The organism is Nannocystis sp. RBIL2, from assembly GCF_026626745.1.
Taxonomy (GTDB): Bacteria; Myxococcota_A; Polyangia; order Nannocystales; family Nannocystaceae; genus Nannocystis.
In genome coordinates this window covers 4,530,252-4,550,654 of record NZ_JAPNJW010000002.1, presented here as the reverse complement: position 1 = coordinate 4,550,654, position 20,403 = coordinate 4,530,252, and the positions used below count along the sequence as shown (strand labels likewise).

Genomic DNA, 20,403 nt, shown 5'->3' with positions numbered 1-20,403 from the left:
GGCGGCGGTGGCCCAAAGGTCTTCGCGGCGCGGGCGTCGATTAGCTCGGCGCGGCCGGCGGAGGCCGTTCAGGCGGTGCTGGCGAGAGACAGGGCGAGAGGGGGAGGGAGCCCGCGGCGGCGGTGATGCGTGTAGTCCCTGTCCAGGGTTGCGATCGCCGGAGCGAGGCGCCCGCAGCTCCGCGGTCGAGGCGATGCACGGCAAGTGCAGGCGATGCGCGCGGGCGTCACCCTTTCGGGCCCAGCGAAGATTGATGGCGAGGAGGTCGACGTCCTTGCGGTCGCGTCGCGAGGCGAGGCGCGTGGCCGCACGAGGGAGCAGATCGTTCGCGGCGGGCTCGACGGGCTGCCCGCGCCGGCGGAGGATTGACCCTCCCGGGGGGGTAGGCCACGCTCGCGCAAATATGCGCATGGACCGGCGTCTCCCGCTCGTGGCCGCGGGCCTCCTGGGGGTCCTGTCCGCCTGCTCGGGGACGACGCAGGAGCCGGCCCCGCCGGCCGGACCGCCGCCGCTCCGCTGCGAACCGGCGCAGTGCAACGCCGAGGGCATGCAGGCGCTGGGGCTGCAGCGCCCGGACGAGGCGGTGCGCCTGCTCGATCGGGCATGTTCTCTGGGACATGCGGCCGGCTGCTCGAACCTCGCCGGGGTGCTCCGCGGCGGGGTCGGCGACGGGCCGAGGGAGCCGGCGCGGGCGGTCGGCCTGTACGACCGCGCGTGCCGGCTCGGCTTCGCCGAGGCCTGCGCGACGGTCGGGTCGATGCTGGCCGAAGGGACAGCCGTGCCGGCCGATCCGGCGCGGGCGCTGGGCATGTTCGAGCTGGGCTGCTCGAAGCAGGACCCGTTCGCGTGCTTCACCGCGGGGCTGTTCTACGAGGCGGGTCGCGGGCTGCCGGCGCGCGATCCGGGCCGCGCGGCCGGCTCGTTCGCGCAGGCGTGCGGGCTCGGGCACGCGACGGGCTGCTTCAACGCGGGGATCTTGCTGTACGACGAGGCGAACGGACGGCCCGGCGAGAACGCGCGCGCGGTCGAGTTCTTCGCCCGGGCGTGCGCGGGGGCCCAGCCCGCGGGGTGCCTGCGCGAGGGGCTGGCGGCGCTGCGCGGGGTCGGCACGCCCGCGGACGCGACCCGGGCGGCCGGCCTGTTCGCGCGCGCGTGCGAGGGCGGGGACGACGACGCGTGCGGCCTGGCGGCGCAGCTGAAGCGGTCGCGCGGGCGCAAGATCGAGGTGGCGCTGACGAGCCGCGCGCCGACGCTGACGATGGCCGGGCTGACGGTCCACGAGCTGGCCTGCCGCATGCCGCAGACCGACCCGCTGGCGCTGGCGGAGGCGCTCGAGGGCGTGGCGGCGCACAAGGCGGCGCTCGACGCCTGCGCGCCGGCCGGGGCGGCGGTCGCGGTGGTCTGGAGCTACCGCGGCGGGCGGGCCGGGCTGGTGCGGGTCGACGCGGCCGATCCCAAGCTGACGGGCTGCGTGCGCAGGGCGGTCGAGCGCGCCCGCTCGAGCCTGTCGGCCAGCTGCGCGGCGACGGTCTTGATCGGCGAGGCGGCCGGAGCCCGCAAAGCCCTGGCGGAGCGACGTTCCGCGGCCGCGAGCCCGCCGGCGCCTCCGCTGGCGCAGGCGCGTTGACAGGCCGCGCGCGCGGCCCGTAGCGTGGGGCATGCGCCTGGGTTCGCGTCGGGGTGTCGCCGTGGTCGTGGTCGGGGTGCTGGCGTGCGGCGGCGAGCCGACGGCGACCGACACCGACTCGGGCACGGGCGCGGACTCCGGGACGACCGGCGAGGCGATCGTCCTGGCGGACTTCTTCGATCTGGCCGAAGAGACATATTGTGGCTGGGCGGTCCGCTGCGGGGCGTTCGCCGACGCGGCGGACTGCCGCGCGGTCGAATTCTTCGAGACGGTCTATCCGCCGCGGCTGCTGGCGGAGGCGCGGCTCGACGCCGGCGACGGCGGGCAGGCCGTCGAGTACTTGCTGGCGTCGGAGGCGGCGGGGCGGCTGGTGTTCGACGCGGAGGCGGCGGCGAGCTGTCTGGCCTACGTCGAGGCGCGCGGCTGCGAGATGCCGGGCACGTACACGGCCAACGAGGCCGAGCTGGCCGGGCAGGCGGCCTGCAACGCGATCTTGCGCGGGACGATGGTGGTGAACGGGCCGTGCCTGCTGTCGGTCGAGTGCGCGCCGCAGGAGGCGGCGTCGATGGTGTGCGGCTTCGACCCGAGCTGCAGCGAGGCGTGCTGCCTCGGCGGCTGCCGCCCGCTGGCGTCGCTGCCGATCGGGACGGCGTGCAACGGCAACAGCCGCTGCCAGGAGGGCAGCTTCTGCGGCCGCGACAGCAACACCGGGGCGTTCACGGTGTGCACCGCGAAGCAGCCGGTCGGGGCTGCCTGCCAGGGCTTCGACGAGTGCGTCGCCGACGGCTACTGCGACTTCAACAGCGGCGAGTGCCGGGCGCTGCTCGGTGAGGGGGAGTCGTGCGCCGACTTCGGCGACGTCGGCTGCGGGCCGGGGCTCTACTGCGCCGACCCGGGCTTCGTCAGCGACGGCCGCTGCTACGCCTTCGCGCCGCTCGGCGGGGCCTGCCTGCCCGACTGGTACCTCGGCTGCACCACGCTCGGCGCGTTCTGCAACCCGCAGGGCCAGTGCGCGCCGGCGCCGGGGCCGGGCGATTCGTGCGCGACCGGCCCGTGTGACCTGACCAGCAGCTGCGACTGGTACGACCAGCGCTGCGTGGCGCTGGCCCGCGAGGGCGAGCCGTGCGGCGACTCGATCCGCTGCGCCGGGGCCCTGCAGTGCGACGGCTGGGACCCGGCCTCGGCCCGCTGCCGGGCGCCGGCGCTCGCCGGCGCGTGCGCGGTCCCGGGCGAGGACGAGCTGCCTCAAGGAACATAGCGCTTAGGACATGTCTTGGAGGACATTATGATGAGGAAGACGATCCCCGGGTTGGTGCTGTGGTTCGGTGCGGCGGCGGGGTGCGCCCAGTCGGCGACGCCCGAGAACTTCGCCGGCGAGTACGAGGAGGCGCTGTGCGCCTGGTCGACCGGCTGCTCGGTGTTCCAGTCGCGCGGGCAGTGCCGCGACGCGCTGGTGTGGGACTCGAACGGGCGCTTCCAGTACCTGCTGACGGCGCTGGAGGCCGACCGGGTGGGGTTCGATGCCGAGGCGGCCGAGGCCTGCCTCGAGCAGGTCAGCGCGCAGGTGTGCGAGGGCGACCTGCTCGATCGGGTGCTGTTCAGCGTCGGGCCGACGGCGGGGCCGGAGGTGTGCCGCGACGTGTTCGTCGGCAAGGTCCGCAACTACGACCCGTGCCTCAACTCGGAGGAGTGCGCCGGCGATGCGGTGTGCGGGTTCCCGCCGGGCGGCTGCGAGGAAGGCACCTGCTGCGCCGGCGCGTGTCGGGTGCTGAGCACGGGGGCGGGGCCGGAGATCGGCGACCCGTGCAGCGGCTCGGACTGTGCGGACGACGCCTTCTGCGCCCGTGACCCGAACACGTTCCTGTTCACGGTCTGCACCGCGCGCCGCGAGGCCGGCCAAAGCTGCGCCGACGACACGGGCTCGTGCGCCGAGGGGCTGTACTGCGACTTCAACCACTTCGACTGCAAGAAGCTGGTCGAGAGCGGGGGCGACTGCTCCGACGGCGAGACCTGCGCCGAGGGCCTGCGGTGCTATCGCGACGGCGACGACAGGCGGACCTGCCGGGCGCTGCCGAACGAGGGCGAGAGCTGCATGGCCTTCAACTACCCGCAGTGCGCGCGCTTCGACAACTACTGCGACGCGTCGAACCGGTGCGCCAAGAAGCCCGGGGCCGGCGAGGCCTGCGCCGACTGGGAGTGCCTGCCCTACGCCGAGTGCCAGGCGAACGCGGGCGCGCAGGTCTGCGTCCGCCGCGGCAGCGAGGGTGAGAGCTGCGGCCCGGACACGGGCTACGTCCAGTGCATCGGCCACCTGCAGTGCGGCGAGGGCGACCGCTGCGTCGCGCCGGAGGCCGAGGCGGTGTGCGACGTGCCCGCGTGAGGCGGATGTCCCGAGGGCCAGGCGGCCGCGCGAGGATGTCCCGCGGGACAGCTCGCGCCGCATGACCCGAGGGACAGGTCAGATGAACTTGAACACCAGGCTGAACGAGGTGATCGTGTCGAGCTTCTTGATGCCCGGCAGCGGGGCGTTGTCGTAGCGCAGGGTGAAGCTGGTGGCGAAGGCGAAGCGCTTGCCGAGCGCGGTGGTCAGGGCGATGTCCCAGTTCACCCACGACTTGGTGCGCGCCTTGCCGCCGTCGGTCTCGACCGGGTTCGAGCGGAACGGCGCGAACGCCTGGATGTACTCGATGCCGGTGGTGAAGGTCACGTACTCGGACAGCAGGTTGCTGTAGCCGAGGAAGACGCGGCCCGAGTGGGTGGCGACGCTCGGGCGGGCGGCGCAGGTCGGCATCGCCGCGGTCGTGTTCGGCACGTCGAGCACCAGGCTGGTGCCGGCCGGGCACTGCGAGTTGTCGGCGCCGCGACGGACCCGCCGCTGGTCGTACAGGAAGTCGTAGCCGACCTCGGCCCACAGGCGGTGCTTGGGCTGGTTGACCATGTAGAACGCGAAGCCCGGGTCGACGCGCATGCGCATGTTGAGCCCGAGGAACGGGTCGAAGCGGGCGGTCAACATGGTGAAGAACGTGACCCGCGGGTGGAAATAGACGTCGTAGCGGACCCGGCCCTGGACGTTGCCGGCGGTCAGCTGGCCGGTGCGCTCGCCGTCCGGCAGGCGGATCGCCGCCTGCGCGTAGTTGCCGAGCAGCTGCGCCTGGAACTCGTGGATCTTGCGGCGGATCCGGAACCGGCCGCCGCCGGTGAGCGCGGCCGAGCGGGCGTTGCCCGAGGTGAACAGGCCGCCCGCCGAGATCTCCGCCTCGGTCGCGTCCATCGGCTCGCTGGCGCCGGTGGTCGCGAACTTGTTGTCGTCGAGGTTGGTGGCGCCGCTGCTGGCCGGGGCCTGGGCGCCCACGGTGCCGGTCGTCTTCGCCGTCGAGGCGGCGGAGCCGGCGGGCGGCGGGGGAGCGGGCGCAGGTTCGGCCGGCTCGCTCTCCTCGGCGGGAGCAGGTTGGGCGGGCGCAGGCGTGGGCGACTGGGCTGCGACGTCGCCGGCGGCTGCGAGGACGAGGGCGAACGCGACGAACGAGGGACAACGAACGGGCGACGGCATGGCGGAATCGGCGCGCTCGTTTGTGACACCGATTGCGCTTTCAGCCAACTTCCCGGGCAGCGGCCGGGCGCCCGGTCAGGTGCGCCAGATCATGGCGGCATCGGCGGTTCCCCGAAGGGCCGCGATGGCGGCCGCGTAGTCGCGGCCGAACTGCGGGCTGCGCAGGACCCCGGTGCCGGACACGAAGGCGTCGGCCCCGTCGGCCGCGATGTCGGCGATGGTGTCGACCGTGACGCCGCCGTCGACCTCGATGCGGGTCGGCAGGCCAGCGGCGGCGATCATCGCCCGCAGCTCGCGGATCTTCGGCCGCACGGCCGGGATGAACTGCTGGCCGCCGAAGCCGGGGTTGACGCTCATGACGAGGACGACGTCGCACAGGTCGAGCACGTGGACGAGCGACGACACGGGGGTGTGCGGGTTGAGGCTGACGCCGGCCAGCACCCGGCCGCCCGCCTTGCGCGAGAGGCCGCGGATCTGCTGCAAGTTGCGGTGCAGGTGGCGGCAGGCCTCGACGTGGACGGTGATGATGTCGGCGCCGGCGTCGGCGAAGGCCTCGACGTAGCGCTCGGGCTCCTCGATCATCAAGTGACAGTCGAGCACGCGCGAGGTGTGCGGGCGCAGGGCGCTGACCACCAGCGGGCCGATCGTGATGTTGGGGACGAACCGGCCGTCCATCACGTCGACGTGCATCCAGTCGGCCCCGGCCCGGTCGAGCGCGACGACCTCCTCGCCCAGGCGGGAGAAGTCGGCGCTGAGCAGCGAGGGGGCGATCACCGGCGCGAGGCGTTCGGACGGGGCTGTATGTTGGGACATGTCTCTCCGGGCATGTGCGAGCGAGCGGCCGCGCGGGAGTGGTAGCACAGTCGGGCGGGCGTGGGTAAACTGGCCGGGTGAGCGAAGGCCCCAGGACGCCCGCACCTGCGCCCGGATGGGGCGCGGTGGTCCGCGGCAACGTGCTCGCGGTCGGCGTGGTCAGCCTGCTCACGGACCTGTCGAGCGAGATGATCAACCCGCTCTTGCCGGTGTTCGTGGCCGGGCTGGTGCCGGCCAAGACGGCGGCGGTGACGCTGGGGCTGATGGAGGGCCTCGGCGAGGCGACCGCGAGCCTTCTCAAGCTGGTGTCGGGCCGCCTCAGCGACCGGCTCGGCAAGCGCAAGGCGCTGATCGTGGCCGGCTACGGGCTGTCGACCCTGGCGCGCCCGCTGTTCTCGCTGGCGACCACCGGCGGCCACGCGATCGCCCTGAAGTTCGTCGATCGCGTCGGCAAGGGCGTCCGCACCAGCCCGCGCGACGCGCTGATCGCCGACGCGGTGCCGGCCGCGCGGCGCGGGCTGGCGTTCTCGTTCCACCGGGCGATGGACCACGCCGGCGCGGTGCTGGGGCCGCTGCTGGCGCTGGCGCTGCTGCACCTGCTGCTCGGCTACGGGTTCTGGCGCGGCGACGCTGCGATCCCGGCGGAGGACGAGCTGGCGGCGCTGCGGATCGTGTTCGCGGCGGCGCTGGTGCCGGGGCTCCTGGCGGTGGCGGTGATCGTGTTCGCGGTGCGCGAGATCGTGCCGGCGGCGGCGCCGACGAGCGGGCCGGGGGCCGAGGCGGAGGGGCTGCCGCGCCGCCTGTACGGGTTCGTCGCCGCGGCGGCGCTGTTCGCCCTCGGCAACAGCAGCGATCTGTTCTTGCTGCTGTACGCGCACGAGCGGTTCGGCCACGGCCTCGGGCAGCTGATCGCGCTGTGGGTCGCGCTGCACCTGGCGAAGATGGCGAGCAGCGTGCCCGGGGGGCTCCTGGCCGACCGGCTCGGGCGTCGCGCGGCGATCCTGAGCGGCTGGAGCCTCTACGCGCTGGTCTACCTCGGGCTCGCCCACGCCGACGCGGCCTGGCAATTGTGGGGGCTGCTGCTGGTCTACGGGCTGTACTTCGGCCTGACCGAAGGGGCAGCCAAGGCGCTGGTCGCCGACCTCACCCCGAGCGCGCAGCGAGGCGCGGCGTTCGGCCTCTACCACGCGGCGGTCGGCCTGGCCGCGCTGCCGGCGAGCCTGCTGTTCGGGGTGTTCTGGGCCGCGCTCGGGCCCCAGGTGGCGTTCTCGATCGGCGCCGGCCTGGCGCTGGCCGCCGCGCTGGTGCTGCTGGCGGCCTTGCGCCCGGGATCGCCGGCATGAACGAGGCCGCGCGGGCGCACGAGCGCGGGCTCGACCCGGTCCGGCGCAAGCGCGACGGGGTGTTCTACACGCCGCCGGCGCTGGTGGACCGGCTGGTCGACGACGCGCTCGGGCGCGTGCTGGCGGCCGCGCCGACGGCGACGGTGCGGGTGGTCGACCCGGCGTGCGGCGCGGGGGCGTTCCTGATCGCGGCGGGGCGGACGCTGCTGGCCCGCGGCGAGCAGATGGCCCGAGAGACAGGTGCGGCGTGGGGGGCCGAGGAGCGGCTGGCGCTGCTGCGCGCGGCGATCTTCGGCGTCGACGTCGACCCGGCGGCGATCCTGCTGGCGCGCGCGGCGGTGGCCGAGCTGGCCGGGGCTGTCCCCGAGGACATGTCCGAGAACATCAAGGTCGGCAACGCGCTGCTCGGGGCCGACGCGCCGGCCGCGGCGGGGCCGCCGTTCGTGTGGGCGGCCGAGTTCCCGGCGGCGGCCGGGGGCTTCGACGCGGTGCTCGGCAACCCGCCCTACGTCGACGCCGAGGCGATGACGCGCCACCACGCGGCGCTGCGCCGCCACTGCGCCGGCCGCTACGAGACGGCGCGCGGCAACTGGGACCTGTTCTGCGTGTTCATCGAGCTCGGCCTGCGGCTGTGCGCGCCGGGCGGGCACCTGGCGCTGGTGGTGCCGAACAAGCTGGCCTCGGCCGACTACGCGGCGGCGACCCGCCGGCTGCTCACGCGCGAGGCCCGGGTGCTGGCGCTGTACGACCTCAGCGACGCGCCGCCGTTCGCCGCCGGGGTCTATCCGCTGGCGTTCGTGGCCCGCCGCGGGGCCGGCGAGGCGCCGCCGCCGACGCTGGCGCGCGGGGCCGGCGAATGTGAGGAGATGTCCCTGGGGACAGGTCTGTCCGAGGGGCCGTGGCCGATCTCCGGGCGCGGCGACGCGGCCTGCGTCGCCCACATGCGCGCGGTCGGCCAGCCGCTCGGCGAGCTGGCCCAGGTGTGGGGCGCGGCCACGGTCGCCGAGGCCTACGCGATCGCCGAGCTCATCGTCGATGGCGAGGCCGGCCTGCGCGTGGTCAACAGCGGGACCATCGACCGCTGCGCCGAGCTGTGGGGCAAGACGCCGCTGCGCTACCTCGGACGCAGCTTCCTCCGCCCGGTGATCGCGGCGCCCGAGCGGCTGCCGCCGCGCCGCCTGGCCCAGGCGCGCACGCCGAAGCTGATCGTGGCCGGCATGACGCGCTCGCTCGAGGCGATGATCGACGCCCGCGGCGAGGTCCTGGCCGGCAAGTCGACGACGATCTGCTGGTGGCCGGCCGACCTGCGGGTGCTGGCGGCGATCCTCCACAGCCGCGCGCTCGACGACTATTATCAGCACGTCCACGGCGGCGACCGCCTGGCCCGCGGGTACCTGCGGATCGGGCCCCGCCAGCTGCGCGGGCTGCCGATCCCGGCGCCCTATGAATGGGACGCCGAGACGGCCGCGGAGATCGTCGCGCTGGTCGACCGCTGGACCGCCGGCGACGTCTCGGTCGCGCCCGCCCTCGACGCGCTGGTCGACGCGCTCTACGGGCTGACGTGAGGTGGCGATTCGGACATGTCCTTATGGACATGTACTAAAGTGCAAGAGCGATGCTCACGCGAGCAGCTTGTCGCGGATGTCCTGAACGGTCTTGTCGTTCGGCTGCGGCTCGGAGGGCGGGACGTTGCGGCCGCGCTGCACGGCGGGGCGCTCGCCGATGTCGCGGAGCCAGCGCTGGAGGTTGTCGAGGCCGTCGACGCTGACGCCGGCCCAGTCGTGGCCGCGGACCCATGGCCAGGTGGCGATGTCGGCGATCGAGTAGTCGCCGGCGAGGTACTCGGCCTCGGCGAGCCGCTTGTCGAGCACCTCGAGCAGGCGCCGGACCTCGCGCTGGTAGCGGCCGATGGCGTAGGGGATCTTCTCCGGCGCGTAGCGGAAGAACACGTTGGCCTGGCCCATCATCGGGCCGACGCCGCCCATCTGGAACATGAGCCACTGGATCACGCGGCTGCGCGCGCGCACGTCGGTGGGCAAGAATTGACCTGTCTTCTCGGCCAGGTAGATGAGGATCGCCCCCGACTCGAACACCGCGAAGTCGCCGGCGTCGCGGTCGACGATCGCGGGGATCCGGCCGTTGGGGTTGATGGCGAGGAACTCCGGCTGCTTCTGGTCGCCGCGGGTGAGCGAGAGCGCGTGGACCTCGTAAGGGAGGGCCATCTCCTCGAGCGCGATCGAGACCTTGTGCCCGTTGGGCGTGGCTGCGGTGTAGAGGTCGATCATCGCCCTGCTGTAGCAGACGCGCCCGGCCATCCGACAGGGCCGCGACGAATCTCGCGAGCCCGGCGGCGACTCCGCCGCGCCGCGCGGGTCAGGTGCGACGTCGCGGCCGCGGCAGGAGCGGTCGGACGGTCACCGAGGGGTGGAGAAGTCGCCTACAGCGGATGGTCTCTCGGACATGCCTGTTCGAGCATGTCCGAAGGAGCATGTCGTCACGGGCCGACGTGGCCGGCCTTGCCGACCAGAAGGTCGGCGAACCAGTCGACGAAGCGGACGCCCTGGACGTAGGTGTTCGCGAACCGGGGGCCCACCGTCCACACGTGGTCGCCGTTGCCGCCGACGAGGTAGGTGCTCCACACGCCGGCGGGCTCGGCGACGTAATGGTCGCGCAGGTCGACGAGGCCGGCCTCGAACTCGCCGGCGGGGACGTTGATGGTCTTCGGCATGCACTCGTCCTCGCCGTAGCCGAAGAAGAAGCGGATCGTCACGTCCTGCGTGGAGGAGACCAGGCCCAGGTGCTGCTTGGGGTGCTTCTCGCCGAGGTAGCGGGCGAGGTTGACGAGGCCGCCGCCGGCGCTGGGGAAGCAGTCGTCGCAGTCCGCGGGCAGGGCGTCCTCGAGGCCCCACAGGTCGTCCCACTGCTGCTGCAGGCACGGCGCGAGCACGTCGTTGGCGAGCGGCGGGCCGGAGTCGTCGAGCAGGGTGACGCGCGCGTCGGGGAAGGCGCGGGCGATCCGGTCGTAATGGATGCCGGCGCCGAAGCCCCCGGCGCTCACGCCGGTGACGAGCACGTTGGGCGCGGCCTTGAAGGTCGGGACGATGCGGTCGAGGTAGGCGGTGACGTTGCGGTAGCCGACGAACTGCTGCAGACCCTCGACGCCCGGAACCTCGACATCGGTGCGACTGCCGGAGTGGACGTCGCCGGTGCAGTAGGGGACGTAGACGACGTTCCAGTCGTGGATCGGGTTGTCGGTCCAGTCGGCGTCGAAGAGCCCGATGCCGTCCCACCCGAACGTCCAGCTGGGGTCGAAGCTCGCGTCGTTGTTGGCGCAGGTCAGGGCGTTGAAGCAGGCGCCGCCGCCCTCGAAGAAGATGGCGAGGCCGGGGCCCTTGCCGTAGCGCATCCAGATCCCCGTGCTGCTGCCGTCGCGACACTGCGAGTCGGGGAAGGGGACCCACGTCCAGCGGCCGAATTCTTCCCACGGCAGCTTCTCGCCGTCCCACACCTCGGGCTCGGGCATGACGTCCTCGCCGGTGGTCGAGGTGCCGCTGGTCGTGGTCGCGGTCGGCTCGCTGGGACCTGTGTCCGCGGTCACGCCGCTGGTGCCGGTGGGCAAGTCGCCGGTGGTGGTCGTCGTGTCGTCGGTGCCGGTGCCGCTGGTGGTCGGCTCGCCCTCGCTGCCGGCGACGGGCTCGGAGCAGGCTGCCACCTGCATCGACAACAATAACGAGGAGGTGAGGAGGATACGCGACGAGTCGGCCATAAGGGTGGACAGGCGCGCGGCGCAATAACAGACGACGCGCCTCGAGCAGGCGGTCGGGAGCCACGCGAGCCAGGAGACGGGATAGCAGAGCGATCGGCGAGTTGCGAGGCGAACGAGGTCCGTCACGCGCGTGCGCCACGCGCAGGTGCGAGGCGACCGGACGAGGGATGACGATGCCCACCCCGGCGGTCATGAGAGAGGGGCGCTGCTCACGCGTCGGGGAAGCACGCGAAGCCGACGTAGAAGCGCCCGGCCTCCGACAGGAAATAGACTTCCTCCTCGCCGTAGTAGTGGTGAGTGCGCCGGCACTCGGGCTCGAGGTCGCGGGGGATCTCGAGCTCGCGGACGATCTTTCGCGCGGCGGGATCGTAGATGGCGACCGACTTCTTGCGCGCGCCGGACAGGTACAGCGCGAGGTTGGGGCCGTCCGGAAACACCGCGTCGGGCGACTTGCCCTTGAGGACGTGGGGCACGAAGGTGCGGGCCTTCGGGTCGATCTCGAGGAGGGTCGTCTCCTTGACGAGGCCGATGCCGTAGAGCTTGTCGCCGAGCAGCGCGAAGTCGCCGAAGAGGATGCGCACGTCGGCGAGCTCGAATGGTTCGGGGACCAACGGGTGCGCCGGCTCGACGAGGACGGTCGAGCCGGGCCCGGGTTTTTCGAAGAGCGGCTCGATTCGCTTGAGCAGCCCGGCGGGCCGCGGCGTCTTCACGAACTCGACGGCCGTCGGCGTCTCGGTCTTGCCGGCGCGCACGACCCAGGTGCTGCGGTCGCGCGAGAGGAGCGTGGTCGTCTCACCGGCGGCGAGGTCGATGACGTGGACGCCACAGAACGGGCCCTCCTCTTCCGACCAGCGGACCTTGGTCGGGAGTTGATAGCGGTCCGGGCCGGTCTGCCAGGTCGGCGGTTCGGCGGGGGCAGGCGCGGGCTCGGGCGCGGCGACGGGCGTCGGCGGGGGCGCGACGACGGGCGTCGGCGGGGGCGTCGGGGCCGGGGGCGGAACCTCGGGCTTGTACTCGGAGGAGACCTCCTGCGGGCCGGAGTGGCAGGCGAGCGCGAGCGAGGCGACGAGGAGGATCCGCATGCTCCGCTCATACGGGACGAACAGGGGGGCGAACAAGCGAGAAGACGATCGCCCGCGGCGCGATTGCGAACGGAGCCTTGCGAATGCGCGCCCGCGAGGGGGTGCTCGCGGGGGAGCGCTGCTCATCGTGCCAGTGCGGCGTCGCGCCGCGAGTGCCCGGCCACGCGGCGGGACGCCGGATTCGTATGAGATGGCTCGGAGGACAGGATGCGTATTCGCGGGACACCGCTTCACCGGGCTGCGATGTCGAGGCAGAACTCCTGCTGGGTCCGGTGACGGTTCGCCGCGATCACGGAGAAGGGAGCGCCGGTAGGCCCCCTCCACCCGGGGAAACCGGCGCGAGCGACCCGGGACGTCACGCGTCGCGCACGATGGTCTTGAAGCGGCGCAGGTAGTCGACGAAGACGTCGCTGATCGCCAGGTCGTGCAGCTGAGCGGGAGTCAGCGGGCCGCGCTCGGGCTGGTACGACGGGTCGGCGGCGCGCAGCGGCCAGTCGGGGTTCAAGATCGCAACCTTGCCGAGCGCGACGAAGTCGGCGCCGCGCTCGAGCTCGGCCTCGGCCTCGGCACGGGTCCAGATGTTGCCGGCGACGACGAGCGGGACGTGCTTCGGCAAGGCCGCGCGGAACAGCGGGACGGGGTGCTGGTCGGGGCGCTTGGCGGTGTTCTTCTTGCTGTCCCACAGGGAGACGTGGAGGAAGTCGACGCCGTCCTCGGCCAGCCAGGCGGCGAGCTGCAGCGATTCGTCGAGGTCGAGGCCGCGGGCGTAGCCGAAATCTTCAGGGGAGATCCGCGCACCGACGAGGAAGTCCGCCGGAGTGGCAGCGCGGACCCGGCGAGCGATGGTGCGAATGAGGCGAGCGCGATTGGCGAAGCTGCCGCCCCATTCGTCGGTGCGCTGATTCATGGTGCTGCTGAGGAATTGACCGAGCAGATAGCCGTGGGCGCCGTGCAGCTCGACGCCGTGGAAGCCGGCGGCGGCGGTGCGACGGGCGGCCTGGTCGAAGGCGTCGATCGCGGCCTCGATGTCGGACACGTCGGCGGCGCGCGGGACCTCGAATTCGGGCCGCCCCGCTTCGGTGAAGCTGCTGGCGCTCCACGGCCGTCGGCCGGTGAGCCGCGAGGGCGAGCGCACGCCGCCGTGATAGAGCTGGACGAGGCCGAGCGCGCCGGCCTGGGCGATCGCGGCGGCCAGCTCGCGCAGGCGCGGGAGCTGATGATCGCCCCACACGCCGAGCTGACCGTCGAAGCCCTGGCCGTCCTGCGAGACGTGCGCGGCGCAGGTCTCGACGACGCCGAAGCCGCCCTCCGCCCGCCGCTCGAGCCACCGCTGCTCGGCGGTCGAGAGGACGCCGTCGTCGTGGCTCTGCTGGTTGGTCAGCGGGGCGAGCCAGACGCGGTTGCGCGCGACGAGGCCGTTGCGCAGGCGAATCGGAGAGAGGAGGGCGCTGCTCATGCAAAGGCGGTTAGAACACCGATGCAGGGGCGAAACGACGCGAGGAAGGGTGACGGGGCCGTGACAAAAATCGCGGGGGCCTATGGCTGGGATCGCCAGGATGTGACGGGTAGGAGGTAGTGCAGTGATTCGCGTGAGCGGGGTGCGGCTCGCCGATCGGTCGATGGCGCGCGAGGGCTGCGGTGCGTGTGGGCGACGGCGTCACTGTCAGAAGAAAGGGTCCTCGCGGACGGGGCTGTCGCGCGCGGCGCTCTCGGTTTCAATCGAGGCCGAGCTCTTGGCGGCGGCGGATTGCTTGTACTCGGCGGCGGGGTCTCGGAGGCTGAATGTCGAAAGAGACCGACGAAGGGCGACCCGAGCGCGGACGAGGGTCGAACCATGAGCAGGGCGACGGAGGCGAGGGGGCGCAAGCGGGTCGACGGTGACGCAGGAGGTCTCCGCGGCTATTCCGAAGCAGGCAGGCGCTCCGGTTCGCACGCCGCGATCGCTGCCGACCAGGCGCGCAGCAGCGCCGCCTCGGAGAAGCGCCACCCTCTGGACTCGGTCTCGCGGCCTATCACGACGCCGATCGCGCGGGCCTCGGCGAGCGGCATGCCAGCGAGCTCGTAGATGTCGAAGCCCGTCGGATAGGTGGTCGAGGCCGGGCTCTCGACGAGCTCGACGTCCTTCCCCCGCCGCAACAGCCCCCAGGACGACACCACCCGGTTCTCGCGCAGCGACATCAGCAGGTCGTAGCGGAGGGCGAGCCCCTCGTTGCCGACGGGGAGCCGCTCGAGGGCGATGGCTCGCAGCAGATCGATGGGAGCGAGGGGCAGCGCGATCGCGCGCCCGTCGACCACCGCATGCACCGCCACGCCGTCGTCCCCGGCGATCAGGTGGAGCTCGAGGTGCTCGACCTCCCGGCTCGTCGGGACCTCGCTCGCCGTCCAGTCCCAGGATGTGTCGAGCGAGACCGGTGGGCCCGCGAAGCGAACGCGGGACCATCGATCGAGGCTGCGGCGCACGCGATCGTCGGCGAGCTCGTCGACGCGGACCTCGTCGTCACCGCCGACCCGCCAGAGCGCGCCGAGGCGCACCTCCAGGTCGAAGACACACTCGTCGATCAGCACGCCCACCGGGGCACCACAACGGCAGTGCAGGTTGGCGCTCCCGTCCTCGGAGAAGACGCCGCAGCACCCGGGGCTGCTGGTCACCACCTGGTGGACGAGGAGATCGTGGGGATGGATCGAGACGGGGAATGGGTGCGTCGGTAGGCCCTGCGACAGCTCCCCCGGCTCCGCCCGGCGCCAAAAGCCCTGCGTTGCCCGGAGCCCCTGGCGACGGATCGCCGGCGGCGGGGCGAACAGCCGCGGATCGGGGACGGCACGAAGCGGAGCCGTCAGCGACGCATCACACGCGGGGCAGACCAGGACAGCGCGCCTCGTCGGTTCGTTTTGGGTCGTGGCCATCCGTGTGCGCCGAGTCTAGAGCATCCCGGTCAGCGATGGGACCACGCGAGGGACGATCCGCTCGACGATGTCCGCGAGCACGCGCTCGTGGTCGAAAAATAGGTCGCGCGTGAACGCGCGGAGCGCCGCCGCGGCCAGAGGGCGCGCTCGACCGTCAGGACGCACGGGGTGGGCGGGTCGTACGGTCTCGAGCGTGAAGCGCCAGCCGAGCGCGACCTGCGGCGCGGGGCGTCGCCCTCGTCGTCGCTCGCGCTGTCGACGACGGGCGAGCTACCACCGGTTTTCACCGCCACCGGCGACGAAGGCGATGGACTGCAGGGAGAGGTCCCGCAGCTTGTTCTGCGCGCAATCGAGGACGCTGGCGAAGTAGACCGGCTCGGGCGCGAAGGGGTCCGGTTCGACGAGCAGGATGCAGGAGCCGTCCGGTCGTTCGCCGAATCGCACTGCCATGCGCGGGCTGACACCGTACAGCCCCTCGACATTGCTCGTGGCGTACTCGAGGTCCCAGTAACTGTCGACCTCGAACGGGACGCCGTCGACCTCGCCCTCGGCCAGGACCGTGAAGCCGTCGAGGCCTCCCCAGCGGGCGGGGCGCGTGTGAAACGACACCGCTCCCTCTGCCAGGGTCACGTCGATACGGTCCACCGATACGTCGGTCAGCTCGCACGGAGCGGCCAGGGTTCGTTGCGGCGGGTCGGTCGCCGCGAGCCCGGGGACGAACGCGAGGACCCGGAGGCGAAGCTCCTGGTCGAGGGTGGTGATCGGGGCGAGCTCGAAGACACGGGTGCCGGCAGGGTATGCGACCTGTACGAGCAATCGATCGCCTCTCACCGTCATCGCGTTCGGATTGTCGACATACACGACAGTCTCCCACCCATACGCCTCGTCGAGGAAGTAGATCGAATGCGGGACGCTGTCGGCCGCGACGCTCACGGCGCCCTCGCCCTCGGCCCAGGGGAGCTCGGGGCCGTCAGGGCCGGTCCGCAGGGTGAACGGCAGCCACGTCGGGGTGTCCACGTCGGGCTCGGCGGGCAGCGAGACCTCGCCCTCGTCCAGCCGCAAGATCGCCCGCGCGTGAAACAGCGGCGACGAGGGCGAGGGAGTCACTGTACATAACTCGACCGCTTCCGAGATCCGCAGGACCCGCTCGTCCGTGGCGGTGTCGCTCTCCGTGCTCGTCGCCGAGTCATCGCCGCAGGAAAGGAGGGCCGTACCCAAGAAACCGAGGAACACGCGCGAGCGCAGGCGACCGACCGACGAGACGACCTGGTGAAATGACGTGGAGAGGCGCATCGCTCGTGTGGCTCTCGCTCAGTCCGGGTCGCCGGCGAGGCGTCGCTCGAGCTCGGGCCAGTCGGCGAAGAACCACACGTCGTCGCCGCGGTTGGCCTCGCGCACGTAGTCGCGGAGGGCGTCGCTGTCGATGAGGGCGAGCGAGAGGTCGCCGAGGAGGACGAGGCGGCGGCGATAGTTGACGAACTTCTGGGCGAACTCGCCGGCCATGCGGGTGCGCAGGACCAGGAAGTCGGGGTGCAGGCGGGCGACCGGGACGACGACGGTGTCGGCGTCGCTGGCGGAGGCGTCGCCGATCAGCTGGATGGCGTCGTCGGCGGTGCCGATGCTGGGGCCCGAGTCGGGCAGCACGAGGACCTGGGTCGCACCGATCTGGCGGAGCTGGGGGGCGGTCACCGGCGCATGATGCCTGCGGCAGGCGGCGCCGTCGCGCCGCGCCCCGCGTGCGAATGCGCGCGATGCTCGTACCGCGATCGGACCCGACGCGCGAGGCCGCGGGACCGCGGCTATCGTCGAGGCATGTGGCATCGCTTGCTGGTGGGCCTGGCGCTGTGGAGCGGGTGCGGCGAACGGTCGGAGGAGAGCGCGAGCGAGGGCTCGACCTCGACGTCGGGTGCGGAAGGCCCCACGACGACGAGCGCGGCGGAAGAGACGAGCGAGGAGCCGCCGGCGGGCGGGCCGTATCTGCCGGAGGGGCTGTTCGCGTGCCTCGACGACCAGCTGTGCTCGCGCTGGGACTGTCCGGGCGGCTGCGAGGCGGCTGGCCCCGAGGGCATGTGCGCGCTGGCTGCCCTGTACGACCGGACGAGCGGCGTGATCGAGGTGGCGCGGTGCGACGGGCCGTGCGCGCTGCACCGGCTGATCCCCCGCGGCCAGGGGACCGACGAGGTGCGCTGGCAGTGGCGCTCGCAGACCAAGCCGCCCGGCTACGCGGAGATCGTCGACTGCATGCTGAAGCCGCGCGAGTTCTTCGAGTCGTGCCTGATCGCCTTCACGCCGGAGTGCGCCGACCCGGCGGCGTGGGTCGAGGATTGTCAGCCGTCCGCCGAGGTCTGCTTCGATTGATCGGCGTGTCCTGCGGGACAGATGAGATGTCCCGCAGGACAGGTGCTCAGTTGAGCGCGACGGGGGTGTCGGAGTCGCGGATCAGGTCGCCGGCGGTGATGTCGGGGGCGGCGCGCTCGTTCTCCCACTCGAGCAGGCCGAGGGCGGCGTAGTGCGGGCGGATACGGTCGGTGAGCAGGCCGATGCGCTTGAGGTTGGGGACCAGCCGGCGGAACATGGTCTTGCGGAAGTTCTGCATGTACGACGAGCTGAGGATCAGCTCGTCCCACTGCTTGCGGCTGAGGGCGTGGGCGTAGAACTCGTCGTAGAACTCGTGGGCGAGGAAGCGGTTGCGCATCAGCACCGCGACCTCGAAGGCCCAGTCCTCGCGCTCGCGGCGGTCGGGCTCGGGCAACTGATGATAGAAGTCGCGCAGCGACAGCACGCCGTAGTGGACGTGGCGGGCCTCGTCGGTGATGACGTACTTGAGCAGCTCGCGCAGCAGCGGCTCGCGGCTGGTCTGGCGCAGGGTGCCGAACGCGGCCAGGGCCAGGCCCTCGACCATGATCTGCATGCCGAGGAACTTGAGGTCCCAGCGGCCGTCGGTCATCAGCGCGTCGATGAGGGTGAACAGGTTGTCGTTGACGGTGTAGAGCTTGCCGAGCTTGTCGTTGAGGTAGCGATAGAAGACCTCGACGTGGCGGCCCTCGTCGACCACCTGGGTGCTGCCGTAGAGCTTGCCGTCGACCCAGTGCACGGCCTCGGTGACCTGGCAGGCGGCGAACAGGGCGCCCTGCTCGCCGTGCAGGAACTGCGACAGCATCCATGCCAGCAGCGCGTGGCGCTGGATCTGCTGGCCGCGCACGTCGAGCTTGCGGTAGGCGGGGATGCTCGGCAGCGGCGACAATTGCTCGGGGAACAATTCTCTGCGCGCGTCGAACGGGTCGACGTCGATCGACCAGTCGAGGTCGGTGGTCGCGTTCCACTGCGAGGTCTTGGCGATCTCGTACAGGCGCGCCATCTCGGGCTGGGTCCGCTGATACGTCCAGTCGAAGTGGGCCTTGTGATTGGCCTGCATCTCGCTGGTGCTGCTGCGCCCGCCGTGGAGCACGAGGCCGCGGATCGCCGGGCCCAGCAGGTTGAGGGCGACCTTGACGTTGCCGCTGCGTAGCACCTTCTGTAAGACGGTGCTCGGGTTGTAGGCGCTGGCTTGGTTCAGGAGCTCCTTGACTTGCATCGCTAGTCTCCGCTGGTGTTCGAGAAGAAGAGCGCGCGGGCGAGGACCCGCGCGTGGACCTGGTCGCCCCACAGGGCGCTCTTGAACTCGCGGGCCGACGTGCGCAGCACGAGGTCGCTGGCGATCTGCAAGATCGCCGCGCGCACGGGCAGGTCGGCGCGGATGTGGCGACGGCCCTCGATGCGGGCGAACCGCTCGGTCAGGTCGAGCAGCGGCACGACCTGCTCGAGCAGGACGACGCGCCCGGGGCCCTGGCCGTCGAGCAGCTCCCACACGAGGATCCGCGCCAGCTCCGGGTGCTCCTCGAGGAAGTGGGTGTAGGTGTCGATGATGGCGTCGAAGCGCTCGGAGAAGCTCGAGGGCTGCAGCATCGCCTCGGTCAGCGCGGCGCCCAGGCGCTGGAAGGTGCGCCGCACCACCGCGTTGTAGAGCAGCTCCTTGGACGGGAAGTGATAGAGGAGCGACGGCCGCCGGATGCCCGCGGCGGCGGCGATGTCCTCGAGCCGGGCGCCGCGGAACCCGTGCTGCGCGAACACGGCGTCGGCGGCGTCCAGCAGCCGCTCGGGGGTGGCCGTGGTGTTGCTCCCTGCTGCCGGTCGACCCATCCTCGTCGACCATATCTACTCCCGAGTAGATATGCAAGCGTGCTTGTCCGAACCGGAGTTCGCGATCACGCTTGGGGCCGATTTCGGAGGACAAATCCATGCGCGGACACACAATTCAAGCGCTCGCGGTCGTGCTCTCGGGGCTTCTGGCCGGCTGCGGCGACTCGGCGGCGAGCAAGCGCGCGGCCGAGGAGACGAAGGAGGCGGTCGATGCCGCCGCCCGGGCGGCCAAGGCGGCCGGAGAGAAGGTCCGCGTGGGCGCCGAGAAGGCGGTCGACGTGGTCGAGTCGGGGGCGAAGGTCGCCGGCGAGAAGATCGAGGACGGGGCCGAGGACGCGGCCAGGCACATCCAGCACGGCGCAGACAAGGTCGAGCAGGGCGCGCGCGAGGCCCTCGAGAAGGGCAAGACCGAGTTCCGCGAGATCAAGGACGCGGCCAAGGCCGGGGTCGAGGCCGCGAACGCGGAGCTCGAGAAGAACGACAAGCACGAGACGAAGTGATGGGGCGGGTCCGCACCTGGGTCGCGGGGCTGCTGGCGCTGAACGGCACGCCGCAAGGAGTCGCCGGAGGGTTCGCCCTCGGCGTCGGGCTGTCGCTGATCCCGATCCCGTTCGCGGGCATGCTGATCGCCCTGGCCCTGGCGCCGCTGCTCAAGGTCAACATCCCGGCGACGTACCTCGGCACTGCGGTCGTGAACCCGGTCACCGGGGCGGCGTTCTACGCCGGCGAGCTGTATCTCGGCCTGGCGCTGATGGGCCGCCCGCTGCCGTCGTGGGCCGAATTGCGGGCGCTCGACGGCGCCGGCTGGTGGGACCTGTTCACGTCGATGCTCGGGCCGTTCGCCCTCGGCGCGGCGGTGGCGATCCCGACGCTCGCGGGGCTGTCGTACACGCTCGTGTACGTGGCGGTCCGGCAGTGGCGACGCACGCACGTGGCGGCGAAGGACGCGTGACGGGCCGAGACGACGACCACGGGAGTTGCGCGGACCGGCACGAGCGCTTGTCGCCCGGCCGCTGATCGCCGACGGCGAGCTCGGGCTATCTGGCCTTTAGGACATGTCATGAGGGGCAGGCGCACGCCGGCTCGACGGCGCTGTCCGAAGTGATCGGGGCGGCGGCCCGCACGGGGTCCTGGGCGCG

Annotated in this window: 19 protein-coding genes; 8 read left to right on the top strand and 11 right to left on the bottom strand. The window is 72.2% G+C overall.

Features of this window, described 5'->3' with window-relative positions:
• Window positions 1-409 precede the first annotated feature (409 nt).
• The 3 genes from OV090_RS42925 to OV090_RS42915 are packed head-to-tail and all read left to right on the top strand — an operon-like array spanning window position 410 to window position 4,007.
• Window positions 410-1,627, top strand: a complete 1,218-nt coding sequence (locus OV090_RS42925; protein WP_267710695.1) for a tetratricopeptide repeat protein — start codon at window positions 410-412, stop codon at window positions 1,625-1,627.
• 31 nt (window positions 1,628-1,658) lie between these two features.
• Window positions 1,659-2,885 carry a hypothetical protein gene (locus OV090_RS42920; protein ID WP_267710694.1) on the top strand — a complete coding sequence of 409 codons (1,227 nt, stop codon included), beginning with the start codon at window positions 1,659-1,661 and terminating at the stop codon, window positions 2,883-2,885.
• Between the two features lie 30 nt (window positions 2,886-2,915).
• Window positions 2,916-4,007 carry a hypothetical protein gene (locus OV090_RS42915; protein WP_267710693.1) on the top strand — a complete coding sequence of 364 codons (1,092 nt, stop codon included), beginning with the start codon at window positions 2,916-2,918 and terminating at the stop codon, window positions 4,005-4,007.
• A gap of 78 nt (window positions 4,008-4,085) precedes the next feature.
• On the opposite strand, the gene OV090_RS42910 is transcribed toward OV090_RS42915, so the two are convergent.
• Window positions 4,086-5,177, bottom strand: a complete 1,092-nt coding sequence (locus OV090_RS42910; protein ID WP_267710692.1) for a DUF481 domain-containing protein — start codon at window positions 5,175-5,177, stop codon at window positions 4,086-4,088.
• 75 nt (window positions 5,178-5,252) lie between these two features.
• A complete protein-coding gene (gene rpe / locus OV090_RS42905; RefSeq protein WP_267710691.1) occupies window positions 5,253-5,990 on the bottom strand; it encodes a ribulose-phosphate 3-epimerase in 738 nt (245 codons plus the stop codon).
• Window positions 5,991-6,067: 77 nt separating this feature from the next.
• Here rpe and OV090_RS42900 point away from each other — a divergent pair, with 77 nt between their 5' ends.
• Both OV090_RS42900 and OV090_RS42895 read left to right on the top strand, forming a co-directional pair.
• A complete protein-coding gene (locus tag OV090_RS42900) occupies window positions 6,068-7,333 on the top strand; it encodes an MFS transporter (protein ID WP_267710690.1) in 1,266 nt (421 codons plus the stop codon).
• Window positions 7,330-8,898 carry an N-6 DNA methylase gene (locus OV090_RS42895; RefSeq protein WP_267710689.1) on the top strand — a complete coding sequence of 523 codons (1,569 nt, stop codon included), beginning with the start codon at window positions 7,330-7,332 and terminating at the stop codon, window positions 8,896-8,898. Before OV090_RS42900 ends, OV090_RS42895 begins: the two co-directional genes overlap by 4 nt.
• Window positions 8,899-8,952: 54 nt before the next feature.
• Here OV090_RS42895 and OV090_RS42890 read toward each other — a convergent pair whose 3' ends face one another.
• From OV090_RS42890 to OV090_RS42860, 7 genes are all read right to left on the bottom strand, one after another.
• Window positions 8,953-9,618 (bottom strand): glutathione S-transferase N-terminal domain-containing protein, encoded by a 666-nt coding sequence (locus tag OV090_RS42890; protein ID WP_267710688.1) that lies wholly within the window; start codon window positions 9,616-9,618, stop codon window positions 8,953-8,955.
• Between the two features lie 209 nt (window positions 9,619-9,827).
• Window positions 9,828-11,099, bottom strand: a complete 1,272-nt coding sequence (locus tag OV090_RS42885) for a pectin acetylesterase-family hydrolase (RefSeq protein ID WP_267710687.1) — start codon at window positions 11,097-11,099, stop codon at window positions 9,828-9,830.
• Between the two features lie 209 nt (window positions 11,100-11,308).
• On the bottom strand, window positions 11,309-12,181 hold the full coding sequence (locus OV090_RS42880) for a hypothetical protein (RefSeq protein ID WP_267710686.1): 873 nt from the start codon (window positions 12,179-12,181) through the stop codon (window positions 11,309-11,311).
• 355 nt (window positions 12,182-12,536) lie between these two features.
• Window positions 12,537-13,637 carry an NADH:flavin oxidoreductase gene (locus OV090_RS42875; protein WP_267710685.1) on the bottom strand — a complete coding sequence of 367 codons (1,101 nt, stop codon included), beginning with the start codon at window positions 13,635-13,637 and terminating at the stop codon, window positions 12,537-12,539.
• A gap of 443 nt (window positions 13,638-14,080) precedes the next feature.
• Window positions 14,081-15,085 (bottom strand): hypothetical protein, encoded by a 1,005-nt coding sequence (locus OV090_RS42870; RefSeq protein WP_267710683.1) that lies wholly within the window; start codon window positions 15,083-15,085, stop codon window positions 14,081-14,083.
• A gap of 270 nt (window positions 15,086-15,355) precedes the next feature.
• Window positions 15,356-16,303 (bottom strand): hypothetical protein, encoded by a 948-nt coding sequence (locus OV090_RS42865; protein ID WP_267710682.1) that lies wholly within the window; start codon window positions 16,301-16,303, stop codon window positions 15,356-15,358.
• A 93-nt stretch (window positions 16,304-16,396) separates the two neighbouring features.
• Window positions 16,397-16,774, bottom strand: a complete 378-nt coding sequence (locus OV090_RS42860) for a DUF4180 domain-containing protein (protein ID WP_267710681.1) — start codon at window positions 16,772-16,774, stop codon at window positions 16,397-16,399.
• A gap of 123 nt (window positions 16,775-16,897) precedes the next feature.
• Here OV090_RS42860 and OV090_RS42855 point away from each other — a divergent pair, with 123 nt between their 5' ends.
• A complete protein-coding gene (locus OV090_RS42855) occupies window positions 16,898-17,443 on the top strand; it encodes a hypothetical protein (protein WP_267710680.1) in 546 nt (181 codons plus the stop codon).
• 46 nt (window positions 17,444-17,489) lie between these two features.
• On the opposite strand, the gene OV090_RS42850 is transcribed toward OV090_RS42855, so the two are convergent.
• Window positions 17,490-18,659, bottom strand: a complete 1,170-nt coding sequence (locus OV090_RS42850; RefSeq protein WP_267710679.1) for a ferritin-like domain-containing protein — start codon at window positions 18,657-18,659, stop codon at window positions 17,490-17,492.
• A gap of 2 nt (window positions 18,660-18,661) precedes the next feature.
• Window positions 18,662-19,264, bottom strand: coding sequence for a TetR family transcriptional regulator (locus tag OV090_RS42845; protein ID WP_267710678.1), 603 nt, complete (start codon window positions 19,262-19,264; stop codon window positions 18,662-18,664).
• A 98-nt stretch (window positions 19,265-19,362) separates the two neighbouring features.
• Between OV090_RS42845 and OV090_RS42840 the strand changes: the two genes are divergently transcribed.
• Both OV090_RS42840 and OV090_RS42835 read left to right on the top strand, forming a co-directional pair.
• On the top strand, window positions 19,363-19,764 hold the full coding sequence (locus tag OV090_RS42840; protein ID WP_267710677.1) for a hypothetical protein: 402 nt from the start codon (window positions 19,363-19,365) through the stop codon (window positions 19,762-19,764).
• Window positions 19,764-20,216 carry a DUF2062 domain-containing protein gene (locus tag OV090_RS42835; RefSeq protein ID WP_267710676.1) on the top strand — a complete coding sequence of 151 codons (453 nt, stop codon included), beginning with the start codon at window positions 19,764-19,766 and terminating at the stop codon, window positions 20,214-20,216. Before OV090_RS42840 ends, OV090_RS42835 begins: the two co-directional genes overlap by 1 nt.
• Window positions 20,217-20,403: the final 187 nt, after the last annotated feature.